The 15,546-nt window shown below is 62.3% G+C and carries 15 protein-coding genes; 5 read left to right on the top strand and 10 right to left on the bottom strand.

The genetic code is table 11. The features are described 5' to 3' along the window. Positions 1-166 precede the first annotated feature (166 nt). From G3N62_RS11495 to G3N62_RS11525, 8 genes are all read right to left on the bottom strand, one after another. Positions 167-1,690, bottom strand: coding sequence for a hypothetical protein (locus G3N62_RS11495; protein WP_124670890.1), 1,524 nt, complete (start codon positions 1,688-1,690; stop codon positions 167-169). A gap of 74 nt (positions 1,691-1,764) precedes the next feature. Beyond that, positions 1,765-3,156, bottom strand: coding sequence for a cyclic GMP-AMP synthase DncV-like nucleotidyltransferase (locus G3N62_RS11500; protein WP_239694022.1), 1,392 nt, complete (start codon positions 3,154-3,156; stop codon positions 1,765-1,767). After that, complete coding sequence (locus G3N62_RS36410) at positions 3,119-4,408, bottom strand: SAVED domain-containing protein (protein WP_124670889.1); 1,290 nt, start codon at positions 4,406-4,408, stop codon at positions 3,119-3,121. The genes G3N62_RS11500 and G3N62_RS36410 overlap by 38 nt, the downstream gene beginning before the upstream one ends. A 400-nt stretch (positions 4,409-4,808) precedes the next feature. Beyond that, entirely contained in the window at positions 4,809-5,420 is a 612-nt protein-coding gene (locus G3N62_RS11510) for a hypothetical protein (protein ID WP_058040313.1), read from the bottom strand. Positions 5,421-5,544: 124 nt separating this feature from the next. Then, a complete protein-coding gene (locus tag G3N62_RS36415) occupies positions 5,545-5,760 on the bottom strand; it encodes a BPSL0761 family protein (RefSeq protein WP_306170532.1) in 216 nt (71 codons plus the stop codon). A 21-nt stretch (positions 5,761-5,781) separates the two neighbouring features. Further along, complete coding sequence (locus G3N62_RS11515; RefSeq protein ID WP_239694023.1) at positions 5,782-6,585, bottom strand: HAD domain-containing protein; 804 nt, start codon at positions 6,583-6,585, stop codon at positions 5,782-5,784. A 304-nt stretch (positions 6,586-6,889) separates the two neighbouring features. Beyond that, positions 6,890-7,045 carry a hypothetical protein gene (locus G3N62_RS11520; RefSeq protein ID WP_185733116.1) on the bottom strand — a complete coding sequence of 52 codons (156 nt, stop codon included), beginning with the start codon at positions 7,043-7,045 and terminating at the stop codon, positions 6,890-6,892. A gap of 11 nt (positions 7,046-7,056) precedes the next feature. Continuing rightward, on the bottom strand, positions 7,057-7,812 hold the full coding sequence (locus tag G3N62_RS11525; RefSeq protein WP_162531912.1) for a hypothetical protein: 756 nt from the start codon (positions 7,810-7,812) through the stop codon (positions 7,057-7,059). A gap of 104 nt (positions 7,813-7,916) precedes the next feature. On the opposite strand from G3N62_RS11525, the gene G3N62_RS11530 reads away from it, so the two are divergent. Continuing rightward, positions 7,917-8,156: a helix-turn-helix transcriptional regulator gene (locus tag G3N62_RS11530; RefSeq protein WP_124670887.1), complete on the top strand. Its 240-nt coding sequence runs from the start codon at positions 7,917-7,919 to the stop codon at positions 8,154-8,156. Between the two features lie 366 nt (positions 8,157-8,522). Here the strand turns inward: G3N62_RS11530 and ychF are convergent, their stop codons facing one another. Further along, positions 8,523-9,620: a redox-regulated ATPase YchF gene (gene ychF / locus G3N62_RS11535; RefSeq protein ID WP_124670886.1), complete on the bottom strand. Its 1,098-nt coding sequence runs from the start codon at positions 9,618-9,620 to the stop codon at positions 8,523-8,525. Positions 9,621-9,867: 247 nt separating this feature from the next. Between ychF and G3N62_RS11540 the strand changes: the two genes are divergently transcribed. The 4 genes from G3N62_RS11540 (at position 9,868) to G3N62_RS11555 (ending at position 14,514) form a co-directional block, all read left to right on the top strand. Beyond that, complete coding sequence (locus tag G3N62_RS11540; RefSeq protein WP_034187487.1) at positions 9,868-11,046, top strand: UbiH/UbiF family hydroxylase; 1,179 nt, start codon at positions 9,868-9,870, stop codon at positions 11,044-11,046. Between the two features lie 90 nt (positions 11,047-11,136). Further along, the gene (locus G3N62_RS11545; RefSeq protein ID WP_034187486.1) at positions 11,137-11,865 is read left to right on the top strand and encodes a DsbC family protein; all 729 of its coding nucleotides are present in this window, start codon (positions 11,137-11,139) and stop codon (positions 11,863-11,865) included. Between the two features lie 105 nt (positions 11,866-11,970). Then, entirely contained in the window at positions 11,971-13,770 is a 1,800-nt protein-coding gene (locus tag G3N62_RS11550) for a PDZ domain-containing protein (RefSeq protein ID WP_124670885.1), read from the top strand. A 147-nt stretch (positions 13,771-13,917) separates the two neighbouring features. After that, entirely contained in the window at positions 13,918-14,514 is a 597-nt protein-coding gene (locus G3N62_RS11555; protein ID WP_034187484.1) for an NAD(P)H-dependent oxidoreductase, read from the top strand. 120 nt (positions 14,515-14,634) lie between these two features. On the opposite strand, the gene G3N62_RS11560 is transcribed toward G3N62_RS11555, so the two are convergent. Further along, on the bottom strand, positions 14,635-15,540 hold the full coding sequence (locus G3N62_RS11560; protein ID WP_034187483.1) for a uracil-DNA glycosylase: 906 nt from the start codon (positions 15,538-15,540) through the stop codon (positions 14,635-14,637). Positions 15,541-15,546: the final 6 nt, after the last annotated feature.

Genomic DNA, 15,546 nt, shown 5'->3' on the forward strand with positions numbered 1-15,546 from the left:
GCTGGATGTGGTAGACCGACGACGATGGCGAAACGGATTCCCGAAACAAGCAGCTCTGGAAGAAGGAGATGTGGAGGCAGGAGGCGTTGGCTTGGTCATCCGCTCCCTTCGCTTTCAAGTTCGAGCGGTCAAATAGCTGGACGCCCGGCGAGCTAGTGAATGCCCGTTATCGTGAAACGCGGCGAAATCCAGTGATGACCGACCGCGTCCACGCCAGAAACGAGCGGAATCTGTCTTCCAGCCCCGCGAGAGGTCTCTTGACTTGTCCCGCAGGCGCGCGCGGTGGCTGCCACGCTGTGACCGGTCCCACATGAACATTGATGCCGTAAGCATACGCGCTCTGATTGTAAGGAGCGCCAAGGTAGAGAATGGCATTAGCGCTCTGCGCGAGTTCGCGGTAGAGCTTATTGTCGGTCGCGCAACTAAAAAGGAGTGCCACGCGCAACGTCTCGCCGGCGCACTTCGCTTCAACCGTCATGTAGAGTGCTTGTGCATCTGGCTCCGCAACGTCAACGCTCCACCCAGCGTTCCGTAGAGGGCGCACCAAGTCGCTGATGCACTGTTGAGCCAGATGCGCCTTTCTCAAAGTGACGCCATCGTCCGTAGGCATCGGGGGGACAATTTGTCCATACTTGTGATAATTCTTTTGTTCAAGAAGTTTGAGCATCATCTGGCTGTTCGCCTGGTTTTGAGCCTGATGCCAGAGAAGGGTACTGTCATCACTCATCCTCGGAAGTAACATGGGAACGCTGTTTGTCTCATCGTGCCAAGACTCGATGACGCCCAACGTGGCTAGTGCGACGACGAGCCTGCGAAAGTTTCCCGAATTGGCCCATTGCGTCGAAGCGCCGTGTGCAAACAGGTGTCGATTTAGCCAGGTGACGCCGTCATACTCCCCGGTCTGGCGGAAGAACGTTCCCTTCAGCCACTGCCGATATGTCTCAAAGACGAAGACACGTTCGTCTTGCGCGTAGAGATACTCTTTGGTTTGATAGTCGCTCGGAACCCAGTTGCCGTCATAGTGAATTCGACCGGCCAGCGCGCATGCACGGTCGATGATGCGGTCGATTTGTGCAGGCACATGCAAGTTGCTGCTCTCTTCCGATATTCGCTGCAGAGCACCTTCCATGACGGGGATGAGCGCAGCGATACTCGATGCCCGGTGTCCCGCATAGAAGGCCAGATACGCCTCTCTCGCGATGGGTGCGAACGGAGCAAGGCTTCGCGAATTCGGTATGAGCTGGGCGATGCAGACCGCTTGAAATGCGAGTGTGTATATGGTGGACGTGTGGTAATCGAACATCGCTATTGCTTGTTCCTTCGAGCGGTGCTCGATATCAGCTAGCAGCTTGTTGCGGTCACCTCGGGCTACCCAGAGTGGTTCGAACCATTCCACCTTTTCCCATGCTGTAGCAATACGCTCACACGCTGCTTTGTTGGCGAGCCACGTCGGGCACCTCGTCGCCGAAACTTTTGGGAAATACGCAGTGCCGCCTTCGACAGTTAGCACGATGGCGGGTACCGGCCGGAACATACCAACGTTTCGCTCTACTACGTCGACCACGGTCAATCCGGCCGCCCTTGCCCAGCCCGAGAGCGTGTCGGTGTCGAGGTCAGCCAAACTATGGAGAGTGCCGGCGCGCGACCAAAGTCCGCCGAATTTCTTGTCGAGGTGAGGAGCGAGGTCCATACATCCGCGGATAAATTGTCGTCCCGTCTTGCGCCAGTGTGAGGCGAAACGCGGCACAAACTGTGCGTGAGAGCTTAAAGGTAACGCGTTCCAGGAGCGATGCGAACAATATGCTCGGCTCGGCGCACCGTTTGCCCATTCTTCACGATTTCACAGACCATTGTGTGGCGTCCCTTGAAGGCCGTGGAGGTCCAGTATGGTTCTGAGGGTCCCAGCAAGCTATTGTGGGTCAATTGACCTTCTTCTCGTGCCTCGTCTCCTTCATTCCGCACTGTCCAGCGCACGCTGTATGGAAGCTCAACTCCCACTGGAGTCGCCATGAAGCGGAGATGAATGCCTTTCGGTAAGGCCGGCGAGTCGCTCACGTGCGCTTTATACACCTTGCTCTTGCTCACCCGGGCGAGGGCGCATTCAATAGTGAGACCATTCGCTGCTGCGGATTGTGCGACAGCTTTCCGCGCACCCGTCCAATAGTCGTGGCAGAAAATCGCATCCCACGCTTTGTACGCTTGCGCGGGCGTACACAATGGCTGATGCAAAATGTCGAGGTTCGGCAGTTTGTCGGCTAGCGTATCGCGAAGGCGCTCGACCTCACGTTTCCTGCGGTCTGACGATGTAAACCCGGCACCAGATTGAACGGGGTTCTGGACATCGACCGTAGCTCGGAGTCTCGCAAGCAGCGCCTTGAGTGTCTCGACGAGAGCAACGTCATCGCGAGTGGGATGTGGCTTATACACCTCGCAAACGAGGGTAGTGATGATGATGCCGCCCGGCAACGCCCATCCAGAGCGCGACCGAGCGAATGCCTTGATGAACCGAACGATGCGCCGCAACTGACCTTTTGCGACGTTGACCCGCGTGCCAAGGAGGACTTCAAGATACGTTGGAGGGCTCTTCGAATCGACTTGCTTGCTGAACCAGTTGGTGTATGCCATCGGGTCGCGCGCAGTCCATTCGTCGCCGCCGGCGTGCTCAATTGTTTGATTGCCGAACCAGTCAGTTCGGCGCCGATAGACTGCGAAGTCGATGTGGTACCCATCCGCATACCAGACCGTAACCGCATTTTTGCGCGCTTCAGGTTCCTTGGTGAAGTTGCTGCACTTCTCGAGCAGTGCGTCGCGAACGCGAGCGCGTGAATCGGCTGCTTTCTCCGGGAGGTCACTTGCCTCGAAGATGACGGCAACGTCAATGTCATAGTCGATGTGTTCGCTTTGATTCAGGGTGTGCATGGCGTAGCTTCCCTGATTCTTGCTATCTACGAACGTTTTGTAGACGACGTTCTTCTTGTCACCGAGAGACTTCAAACCCGCAGTCAGGCGGTCGAGGTTAAGGTCGCGATAGCCGCCCAGGTCGTCGCGCAGTTGCGTGCCAAGGCGAACGTGATTCTCATAAAAGGCAGCTAATTCATTGGACGCGTCATACATGGCGTTATTCCCCCGAAATCCAGAGTTGTCCAGGTTGGCCATCTGCAGCTACAAGGTCCACGGCCCAGAAGTATGGCGGTGTGCTCCGCTGCGAATAGTTATAGGCACGTACGGAGCGATGCATCGTGTAGCTCACCATCTGTCCAAGCCGGAAGGAAACTGACATCGGCGTTGCTGCGAAAACGTGGTGAATGGTCGCTGGATTCTCGTTGTGAATCTTGTCTAGCGCTTCGCGAAATGCTTTAGCAATAGCACTTGCTTGTTCGTGATGGGTGATAACCCCACGCTTGGGCTCTGCGATACGAACGGAAAAATGGCGGTATGGTCGGTCAATGGTATGGTCGATATCGGCTTTAGCAACTCGCGCGCTAACGTCGACTTGAATAACAGCGTCCGGTCCGCCGACAGGCCCGCCCATATCCACCACCTCCACGCCGAGGTCAGGCGCGTCACCATCAAGTAGAGGATGCCACTCGCTCTCCGCAGCGGCAGCGTCGAGTTCGTAGAGGCGCACGGCCTGCTTGGTCGAGACAGCGGCACCTGCATGCATCGCGAGCGGGATGTGTGCAATCCCGAAGTACGCGACGGTCGCTTTGGGGTGGGCCCGCAGCTGCGCAGTCACATCGCGATATAGATTGCGTTGGAGCGCGAGAGCACCTCGGACATCAAGCACGCCGCCTTCGTAAAAGGCGGAGGCATCCATGTGAACAGGGTGAAATCCGTCGGCTGCGGCTGCGGGGTCCACATCGTCAAACATCCCAGCGTGCTGAAACGACTGATGGCAGATAGCGATTAGCTCCGCCGGCGCGTCGATTTGGGAAAGCGCCACGAGCAAGGGGCGGAAATGCGCGCGTGCAACTTTCGGAAAATTTTGAAGTAGGGCAAGTAACTGCTCCCAGCCGAATACCTGGACAGCAAACCTTCCTTCGGCTGCGTGAGCGGCGCTAATTTGTCGCGCCTCCTCTTGGACCGCGACGTCTGCGGCGCCGCTCGTCACCAGATAGTAGTGGCTAGGCTCAGGCCTGAAACTGAGCGCCTTTTTCACCTCGGCGCGCAGCTCCTCTTTGGTTACCGAGTGTCCATAGCGGCCGTCCTTCCCTTTACATTGGACGGCTTCGTTCTTTCCGGTGGTTGAGTTAATTCCGTACACGTCAACACCGGCCTGCGCTTGCCCAGCTCGACCGTTCATCTCAGCGGTCGGGTTGTTCCAGTAAGCGGCAAACAAGTCGCGTGTAAAACGTTCGAATGCCTGCCAATCGGCGGGCGGCGGAAGCTGGTATGCGCCGAAACTCACGTGTCTTTTTCCAGGGTATTACTGCGTAGTTCCTTCTCGGGCAGGCACCCAGATTGCTTGGGCGTCACGGCTACTATAGATACGCAAGGGTAGCGGCGCAATACCTATATCTTGTGTTTTTCAGCTGCACCGCAATAAAAGATTTCAAAAGGGTGAAGCGACGGTGAGGGGGAATGTTCCGCAAACGTTAGCGGTTGCCGGCGCGAAGCCGTCGGGTCCCCGGCTCCGGCGCAAACGAGCTAAATCTGCTGGCCGAAAAATGATGCTCAAGCATCGTCAGTGCCGCGCTCGCCCTAGGGCACGAGACGCGATGTGGGTGTTGAGAACTCTCGTATTCAGCCGAAACAGACAGTGAACCGAATCTTTAATCGCTAGCCAGTTCTTGAGACTGTGCCCTGCTTCATTTCCGACGGGCAGACCGTCGCAGCGATTTGCGGAACTTTCTTTCGGGCATCGTCCTGTCGGCAAGCGCGTCCTGGAGTCCTTTCTCTACATCATCCAGTATTTCCAACTGGCTGCGCTCTGCACGAATGCCGGCCATGTTTTCGTCTGCGGTCATCACGTGAAGTATTGAAGAATTCGCATGAGCGAGATGCTCCATTTCCACGTTGTAGCCATATAGGCGGTGAAGTCCGAGCGCTATGGCACACGACCGCGAGTAGCCACCCTCACAATGGACGACAATTGCGTTGATTTCCTCCGGCAGGAATTCGACGAATGAGCGAATCATGTCAGCGTGCCCGCGGGTGAATGCATCAGTGAGCTTTTCCGTTGCCTTTCTGGACAAGTCAGGTTTCAGGAAGTCCACGTCGGCGAAGCTCAGACGCAGCACGTGGTCGAAGCCGTCGAGATTGGCCGGTGAGCGTCCCGGAGCGGTGACGGAGATGACGGCCACCGACGGCAGACGGGGCAGTCTTTCCGCGTCGCGTCGCGACAGTGCGAATACCTGACGTGCGTGGCCAGCTAGTGACCGATACAGCTTGCCAACAACGTCCTGAAGGCGTTGCGTCATATTACCTCCCGGGAGGTCGATTCTTTGCGACGCAGCGGCTTTGGGCCGGCCGATTCTCAACGCACAGCAGCATCACCCTATCTCGCGAGCGACTAGAATTCGAGATTCTTGTCGCGCCGGTGCATTAGCGCTTGGGAGCGGTCCAGATTCCCGGCAATGCCGCGGCTGATATCTCGAGGTCGACGTCCAGCGGATAGTGGCGGAGGAGTAGCAGAGCGGTGTCCCGAATCGCGTCGCGCGTGGCGGCGGTGGTGGGCGAGGCAAGCAGTTGCAAAAGCTTACGCGTTTCGGTGACTGCCCTCGTACGCTCATACGCTGTAGTCATGGGAGACTGCTCCATATACGTTGTCGGCGTGTGCAGCTAGCTATCTCGCGCGGAATGCACTTCAGTAAGCCACTTCGCAATACGGCGCAGTGCTTTGCTGTCGCTGATTCCACTGGACGAGTCGAGCAGCAGGAAATGGTCCGCGAGTTCACCGGGCTCACGGCCAAATCTCGCGGCGCCGAATACCGCGTCGTCGATAGCGAGCCAGTGCTTGAGCCGCTTTCCATAGGCATAGCTGCTGATGACGTAGGTGCGCTCGGTGCCATCCTGCACATAGCTGAGCCGGGGTTTGACATCCCGGGTGGTTCCGACGACGCGTCGACGCAGTTCGGGCGGCAGGTACTCGATGACGCGCTCCTCGGGCAACCGCCGCACCCATGACGTCGTGAGCACAATTTCCACATCGGGATAAGGCTCCAGAAGCTCGACGAGTATGGGCGCGAACTCCAGCAGAGGGCGGCCGGTATCGAGCGATATTCCTTCATCTTCGTCGATGTAAGCATTGCCAATGTGCAGCGTCCCGTCGAAGTCGACGAATAGCGTTGGATTGGTGCAGTCAAGAATATAGGGAGCGGACCGGGGCCGTTCCCGCCGAGGAGCGCGCTGCTCCATCACTTCATGCCAGTTGACGGTGTGACCGACTGCCTCTAGTGCTTCACTGGCGTCGTCCAGTTGCATTACGAGCATCGCTAGGCCGAACCCAGCGAGGACCTTGAACAGGGCTTCGGTGCCGGCAGACAATCCGTCCTCGATGCGGCTCAGTTCGGCGACATCGATGTCGACATTCTCGGCGGCGTCGAGAAGGCTGAGTTCGCACTGGAGCCTGCGGCTTTTAACCAAGCGGCCGAGCTTCCGTAGGTCAGGTGCCAGCGGGCTGAGTGCCGAGTTCGGCGTGGAAGATGCTGGAGGCATAGTGGCAGCTAGAAGGGCTAAAAAGGTACAACAATCCCAGAGACGGCTACCAGTCCAATAGCGGTCGCAGGCGGGAGACGAGCTAGGCCAACTCGCCGTAGGAAACCCATCCCTTGCGTGCGACCGCGGCGCACACGGGTCTAAGCGTGTCGTCGCGCGTGGGTACCGGACGGGTCGCCGAATGCTTCAGCGCATTCGGGGCAAGCTGGTGCGCTAGGCCCTCGCAGATGCTTCAACGTTCCTCGCGTTGCGCGGCAGTCTGGCCAGCGACGTACTTGCCTTCCGACAGGATGGTGCGGACTTCGGATTGCGCTCCGGAGATGACGGCGAGCATCGTGTCATGCGGGAAGTCATCGGGGACGTTGACCGACTGAGAGGTAGTTTGCATATCCGGCTCGCCTACGTCTGCGATTTTGAGTTGTTCAGGTCGATGGCCGGCTCATCGATGCACTCGTCACAGTAGACGTGGTGCCAATAGACCTTCCGGAGCTCGCCAGGCTTGCCACAGCTCTCACAGATGTGCTGAGCACTTGTCACTGCGATTTCCACATGCGCTCGAATGCGCGACTCCACATCAGGGGGACACAGCTGTCCGTTGAGGAGAACAACCATAAGTTCGCCGCCGACCTGCGTGATGTCGGTGCAGAGGGGAAGCGTGGGGTAGGTGGCCCGACCGTGCAGGAGTGCCCTATCCATCTGGGCGATTTGCTCCGGAAACTGGAGTTGCTCGCGCCACAAAGTGCGAAGCTCGACCTCAATGTCGCGCGCAAGTGTTTCAATGATTGGATACCAGCCAACGCCGCACTGAATACCAAAGTGCGAGATGTTCGCAAGGTACGACTCAGGGTGATGCACCGCGCGAAAGAACAGCGGGAAGCAAGAAAACAGCTCGCGCTGCCTAGTGTTCGCCATCCACATGCGGGGCTTAGGGTGCAGTTCGGTGTCCACGGGTTCAACCGTCTTTACCAGCCGGCGCACCGCCGGCGAGTTATCACACGACAGCGTGCGACGAAGTGCTCGAGGAGCAGTCACCAATAATTCTCCGTCATCGACCTGCGGCGGGACGAGCTGTCCTTCGCTAGCAGCAATTTTGAAAAGGAAGTTTGCAGCCGAGCGCGCGTCGCGTGAAGTTGACATTCGACGGTAGCGCGGCATCGCGAATCCGCGCGATAGCAGGACGAGGTTCGCTTTGCAAATAGTCTATTTTGGACTATTCCAAAATCGCTTGCAACCTTGCGGCTCCTCGCGTCGAGCCGCCAATGGAAAAATCTATCTACTCTCGCCGATACGCTCTGTTCGCTAAGCTGCTGCGAGCAGCTAGAGAAGAGGCGGGCTTTACACAAGAAGAGGTCGCAGCTCGCCTTAAGACCACTCAGACCTTCATTAGCAAGTGCGAGCGCGGCGAGCGCCGGCTGGATGTTATTGAACTATGTAGCTGGTGTGAGGCTCTGGGCATTCCCGCCAGCCAGTTCGTCGTTGAACTTGAGCAGAAGTTTTGACCGGCTGAGTGCGGTCGTCGAGAACGCGCAGCATCATCTGAAAAAAAATGGCCGATGTCAGGTGACGGTGCAAGTTCCCCGTGTGCACAACTCTGCTGCCCACACCACACGGGTGTGGACAGCCGCCCTGCGGGCGGTACCAGAGTTGCACACACTCGAACGCCTGACGCGCCGGCTTTGCCGGCTTGCCCTATTTGTAAAGAAGGGGATGGAAAACCCGAGAAGGCGGCTATCGACCGATTCGGATGTTTTGCCTAACGCTCGGAGGCTGGTCTGGGCGGACCTCCGTTACTCGTCTGTCACAAAGGCAAGCTGACGACCCCGTGTCCATAGGCTTTCGATTCGGGGGTGAATGTCCATGCCCGCTTATGTGCGGGTGAACAGGAAGTTCATCACGTCGCCGTCGTGCACGACATATTCCTTCCCTTCTGCGCGCATCTTGCCGGCTTCCTTCGCACCCTGTTCACCCTTGTACGCGATGAAGTCGTCGAACGCGATCGTCTGCGCGCGGATGAAGCCGCGCTCGAAGTCGGTGTGGATCACGCCGGCTGCCTGCGGCGCCGTGTCGCCGATATGGATCGTCCACGCGCGCACTTCCTTCACGCCCGCGGTGAAGTAGGTCTGCAGGCCGAGCAGCTTGAAGCCCGCGCGGATCACGCGGTCGAGGCCCGGTTCTTCCATGCCCATGTCGGCGAGGAACGCTTCCTTGTCCGCATCGTCGAGATCGGCGATTTCCGCTTCGATCGCCGCGCACACGGCAACCACCGGCGCATTCTCGCTTTCCGCGTACTTGCGCACCGCCTCGAGGTGCGGGTTGTTCTCGAAGCCGTCGTCCTTCACGTTGGCGACGTACATCGCCGGCTTCGCGGTGATCAGGCAGAACGGCTTGAGCAGCGCCGCTTCGTCGTCCGACAGCGCGAGGCCGCGCACGGCCTTGCCCTGGTCGAGCTGCGCGCGCACTTTCTCGAGCACCGCGACGAGCTTCGCCGCTTCCTTGTCGTTGCCCGACTTCGCGGCCTTCGAATAGCGCGTGAGCGCCTTCTCGACGGTGCCGAGGTCGGCCAGCGCGAGTTCGGTGTTGATCACTTCGATATCGTCGATCGGGCTGACCTTGCCGGCGACGTGAATGACGTTCTCGTCCTCGAAGCAGCGCACGACGTGCGTGATCGCGTCGGTTTCGCGGATGTTCGCGAGGAACTGGTTGCCGAGGCCTTCACCCTTGCTCGCGCCCGCGACGAGGCCCGCGATGTCGACGAATTCGACGACGGCCGGCACGACACGCTCCGGCTTGACGATCTCGGAGAGCGCCTTCAGGCGCGTATCGGGCACTTCGACGATGCCGACGTTCGGTTCGATCGTGCAGAACGGGTAGTTCTCGGCGGCGATGCCGGCCTTGGTCAGCGCATTGAACAGGGTGGACTTGCCGACGTTGGGCAAGCCGACGATGCCGCATTTGAGACTCATGGAATCCTTCGGACGGGTAAGGCGGCGCGGCCGGACAGGGCACGGCGGCGCGGGAAAAAAAGGGCGGCCGGCGCGTGGAGCGCGGCGAGCCGACGGTCAAAGACGCTATTGTACCGTGCCGACGTCCCGGATTCCGGGGTTGCGCCGAACGGCCGATGCGACGGGCCGCCCCGCCGCATCGGCCGCCAGCGATTCTGCTGATTTCCCGCAAAGTCCGGCCGCGTAAGGGTTTGGCCCCGCGGCTATAATGCCCGCCATGACTGCCCACCACTCCTTCGACGTCGCCGTGGTCGGCGGCGGGCTCGTCGGCAAGACGGCCGCGCTCGCGCTGACCCAGTCCGGCTACAAGACCGCCTTGCTTGCCCAGCCGGCCACGCCGCGCCCCGCCGATCTCGCGTTCGACACCCGCGTCTACGCGCTGTCTTCCAGTTCGCAGGCGCTGCTCGAGCGGCTGCGGGTCTGGCAGGCGCTCGACCACGGCCGGCTCGCGCCCGTCTTCGACATGCGCGTGTACGGCGACGCGCATGCGGAACTGCATTTTTCCGCCTACCAGGCCTCCGTGCCGCAACTTGCATGGATCGCCGAATCGTCGCTGGTCGAGACGTCGCTCGACGCCGCCCTGCGGTTCCAGCCGAACCTCACGTGGTTCGACGCGCGCGCACAGGGCTTCGACGTGCGCGACGACGCGGCCGTGCTCACGCTGTCGTCGGGACAGGTGCTCGAAGCCGATCTGGTCGTCGGCGCCGACGGCGCGCATTCGTGGGTGCGTTCCCAAATGGGGGCCCGGGTCGAACGGCGCGATTACCGGCAGACGGGCGTCGTCGCGAACTTCAAGGCGTCGCTGCCGCACCGCGAGACGGCCTACCAGTGGTTCCACGAGGGCGAGATCGTCGCGCTGCTGCCGCTGCCGGACGGCCACGTGTCGCTCGTGTGGTCCGCGCACACCGCGCATGCCGATGAATTGCTCGCGCTCGACCCCGCGCAGCTCGCGGCCGAGGTCGAGCGCGTGTCGCACGGCCAGGTCGGCACGCTCGAATGCGTGACGCCGGCCGCCGGTTTCCCGCTGGCGCTGCAGACGGTCGACAAGCTGATCGCGCCGCGCGTCGCGCTGGTCGGCGATGCCGCTCACCTGATCCACCCGCTCGCCGGGCAGGGGATGAACCTCGGCCTGCGCGACGTCGCGGCGCTCGTCGACGCGATCGCGGGCAAGGAGAGCTTCCGCAACCTCGGCGACACGGTGCTGCTGCGCCGCTACGAGCGTTCGCGCCGCGAGGACATCCGCGCGCTGATGGTCGCGACCGACGGCCTGCAGCGGCTCTTCGCGGTGCCGGGCTCGCTCGCGAAAGCGGTGCGCAATGCGGGCATGGCCTTCGTCGGTGCGCAGCCGCTCGTGAAGCGCTGGCTCGTGTCGGCCGCGCTCGGCTGAGCGAACCTTCCGCCGCTTCGCCGGTCGGAGACGGTTCCGTTACGGCGTACACTGTGCCGTGCACACCGATTGAGCTGAAGGAAGATTTCGATGAAAAAAACGATCCGCATCGCGTCGCTGGCGCTGGCCGTCACGATGGCGACGCTTGGCTGCACCGCGCAGGCCGACCAGACCACCGACAAGTTGAAGGCCACGCTGCAAGCCCGTCTCGGCAACGATGCGCCGATCAAGAGCGTGTCGAAATCGCCGGTCGCCGGCCTTTACGAAGTGAACCTCGGCTCGCAGATCATCTATAGCGACGCGGCGGGCGACTACGTGCTGCTCGGCGATCTCGTCGACACCAAGACGCACAAGAACCTGACCGACGCACGCCTGTCCGAAATCAACAAGATCGACTTCGCGAGCCTGCCGTTCGCGAACGCGATCAAGGTCGTCAAGGGCAACGGCGCCCGCAAGATCGCGGTGTTCTCCGATCCGAACTGCCCGTATTGCAAGAAGCTCGAGACGACGCTGCAGTCGGTCGACAACGTCACCGTCTACACGTTCCTGTACCCGGTGCTGTCGCCGGACTCGACCGTGAAGTCGAAGGCGATCTGGTGCGCGACCGACCGTGCGAAGACGTGGGAAGGCTGGATGCTCGACCACCGCACCCCGTCCGGCGCCGGCACCTGCGATACCACCGCGCTCGACAAGAACCTCGCGCTCGGGCGCGGGATGAACGTCACGGGCACGCCGACGATCTTCCTGCCGGACGGCCGCCGCCTGCCGGGCGCGGTCTCGGCCGACCAACTCAATCAGGCGCTCGCCTCGAGCAAGTAACCGACTACACGCCGGGCGCATGGCCCGGCGAGCGAGGGGCGCCCGCATGATCTGCCGGCGCCTCTCTTCGTTTTCGCCGCCGTATTCGACCGACCGATTGCCACGATGACCCAGCCGATCCGCTATTCGATTGTCCCGAAAGATCTTGCCGCGCACCTGTTCGAAGTATCGGTGACGGTCGCCGATCCCGATCCCGAAGGCCAGCGCTTCTCGCTGCCGGTGTGGATTCCGGGCAGCTACCTCGTGCGCGAGTTCGCGCGCAACATCGTGACGCTCGGTGCGTTCAACGACGCGGGCCGCAAGGTGCGCATCGCGAAGACCGACAAGCACACGTGGCAGGCCGCGCCCGTGACCGGCGCGCTGACGCTGCGCTACGACGTGTACGCATGGGACCTGTCGGTGCGCTCCGCGTATCTCGACGAATCGGGCGGCTTCTTCAACGCGACGGCCGTGTTCCTGAGCGTCGCCGGCCGCGAGGCCGCGCCGTGCGAGGTCGACATCGCGAAACCGGCCGGCGCGGCGTTCCGCACGTGGCGCGTCGGCACCGCGCTGCCCGAAGCGCGCGGCACGAAGCGCTACGGTTTCGGCGCGTATCGCGCCGCGAACTACGATGAGCTTTCCGACCATCCGGTGACGATCGGCGAATTCGCGCTCGCGACCTTCGACGCGCATGGCGTGCCGCACGACATCGTGATCGCCGGGCGCGTGACGCAGCTCGACATGGAGCGGCTGCGCACCGACCTGAAGCGCGTGTGCGAAGCGCAGATCGCGCTGTTCGAGCCGAAGTCGAAGAAGGCGCCGATGGACCGCTACGTGTTCATGACGCTCGCGGTCAGCGACGGCTACGGCGGCCTCGAGCATCGTGCGTCGACCGCGCTGATCTGCAACCGCACCGACCTGCCGGTGAAGGGGCGGCCGGAAACGACGGAAGGCTATCGCACCTATCTCGGCCTCTGCAGCCACGAGTACTTCCACACGTGGAACGTGAAGCGCATCAAGCCGGCGGCGTTCGTGCCGTACGACCTGACGCGCGAGAACTACACGTCGCTGCTGTGGCTGTTCGAGGGTTTCACGTCGTATTACGACGACCTGATGCTGGTGCGCAGCGGGCTGATGTCGCAGGACGAATATTTCGCGGCACTGGGCCGGACGATCGGCGGCGTGCTGCGCGGCACGGGCCGGCTCAAGCAGAGCGTCGCGGAAAGCTCGTTCGACGCATGGATCAAGTACTACCGCCAGGACGAGAATGCGACCAACGCGATCGTCAGCTATTACACGAAGGGTTCGCTCGTCGCGCTCGCGTTCGATCTCGCGATCCGCGCGCAGACGCGCAACCGGAAGTCGCTCGACGACGTGATGCGTCTGCTGTGGCAGCGCTACGGCCGAGACTTCTACCGCGGCAAGCAGGCGGGCGTCGAGGAGAACGAAGTCGACGCACTGATCGAGGAAGCGACGGGCGTCGCGCTCGGCCGCCTGTTCACCGATGCCGTGCACGGCACGCGCGACCTGCCGCTCGCCGAGCTGTTCGCGCCGTTCGGTGTGACGCTGGCGCCCGATGTCGCGAACGGCGCGGCCGCGAAGCCGACGATCGGTGCGCGTCTGCGCGGCGGCACGGACTGCACGTTCGCGGCGGTCTACGAAGGCGGTGCCGCGCATCGCGCGGGGCTGTCGGCCGGCGATACGCTGATCGCGGTCGACGGGCTGCGCGTGACGGGCACGAACCTCGATGCGCTGCTCGCGCGCTACCGGCCGGGCGACAAGGTCCAGGTGCACGCATTCCGCCGCGACGAGCTGCGTACCGCGAAACTGAAGCTCGACGGCCCGGAAGTCACGCGCTACCGGCTGACGGCGGCCGCGAAGCCGGCCGCGGTCTCCAGGGCCCGGGAAACCTGGCTGAAGGGGTGAACGTAAGAAGACGGGTATCGGGGCGCGATCACGGATTGTTCTGCTGCTGCAACAATCCGTCGCCCTGAACCCGCTTTTTCACGGTCATGCGGCCACGCACAATGGCGTCACTCGCGCTACCGAAGCGCAACCCCACCGGAGCCTGACATGACGACCATTCTGCAAATCAATTCCGCTGCGCGTTCGCAAGGTGCGCAATCCACGCTGCTGGCCAACGAACTGACGGCAAAGCTGCAACAATCGAACCCCGGCGCGAAGGTCGTGGTTCGCGACCTGCTGGCCGATGCGCTGCCGCACCTCGACGAATCGGTGCTCGGCGCGTTCTTCACGCCGGCCGACAAGCGCACCGCGGAGCAGAATGCGATCGTCGCGAAGAGCGATGCACTGATCGCCGAGCTGCAAGCCGCCGACGTCATCGTGATCGGCGCCCCGATGTACAACTTCGGCATCTCGTCGCAACTGAAGACGTACTTCGACTGGATCGCCCGTGCCGGCGTCACGTTCCGCTACACCGAGAACGGTCCGGAAGGCCTGATCAAGGGCAAGAAGGTTCACGTCGTGACGGCCCGCGGCGGCAAGTACGCCGGTACGCCGAACGACAGCCAGACGCCGTACCTGCGCACCTTCCTCGGCTTCATCGGCCTGACCGACGTGAGCTTCATCTTCGCCGAAGGCCTGAATCTCGGCCCGGATGCGCAGAGTGCCGCGCTCGCGAGCGCGCGCGAAGCGATCGCCGCCGCGTAAGGAAGGCCGCTGCGGGTGCGACGCACCTGCTGCCTCTGCGTCGCCCGAAAAAAACGCCGCGTTCCCGAAAGGGGCGCGGCGTTTTTGCGTGCTTGCCGGCACGAAGGAACCGGCAGCGCGTCAAGCGAGCGTTTCGGCGACTTCCGGCAGGCGCCAGTCGATCGGCTCGCGGCCCGCATCGACCAGATAATCGTTCGCGAGCGCGAAATGGCGGCAGCCGAGGAAGCCGCGGTGTGCGGATAGCGGCGACGGATGCGGCGCCTCGAGCACGCAATGCGCGCTCGCGTCGAACAGCGCGCGCTTCGCCTGCGCGTGTGCGCCCCACAGCATGAACACGAGCCCGCGATGACGGCCGGCGAGTTCGCGGATCAGCGTGTCCGTGCATTGCTCCCAGCCGCGCTTCGCATGGCTGGCGGCCGCGCCGCGCTCGACCGTCAGCACGGTGTTGAGCAGCAGCACGCCCTGGCGCGCCCATGTGTCGAGACAGCCGTGGCGCGGCGTGTCGTGACCGAAGTTCGCGGCGATTTCCTTGAAGATGTTGCGCAGCGACGGCGGCGTGCGGACGGCCGGCGGCACCGAGAACGCGAGGCCGTGCGCCTGCGGCGTGCCGCGATCGTCGCCATGGTACGGATCCTGGCCGAGGATCACGACTTTCACGTCGTCGGGGCTCGTCAGGCGCAGCGCGCGGAACACGTCGGTCGGGTAGACCGTCTTGCCGGCTGCGCGCTCGTCGTCGACGAAGCGGCACAGCGGCGCGTACGCGTCGCTGTCGGTGAACGGCTTCAGCACGTCGCGCCAGACGGCCGGCAGCGCGTCGAATTGCGCGGCGAGATGCGGAACGTCGGCGGCGGCGGGCTGCGGTGCCGCCGCGGCGGGGGCCGGTGCCGCGGTTTTCTTCGCGGGTTTGCGCCCGGCCGCGGGCGGCTTGGAAGCCGCGGACGGTATATCGGCCGGTGCCGTTTCCGGCACGGGATCGTCGAACAGCGACGCCTGTTGCGGCGCGCGGGAAGTCTTGCGGGTTGCCATGCGTGA

It is taken from the genome of Burkholderia sp. Tr-20355, from assembly GCF_017104685.1.
GTDB lineage: Bacteria > Pseudomonadota > Gammaproteobacteria > Burkholderiales > Burkholderiaceae > Burkholderia > Burkholderia seminalis.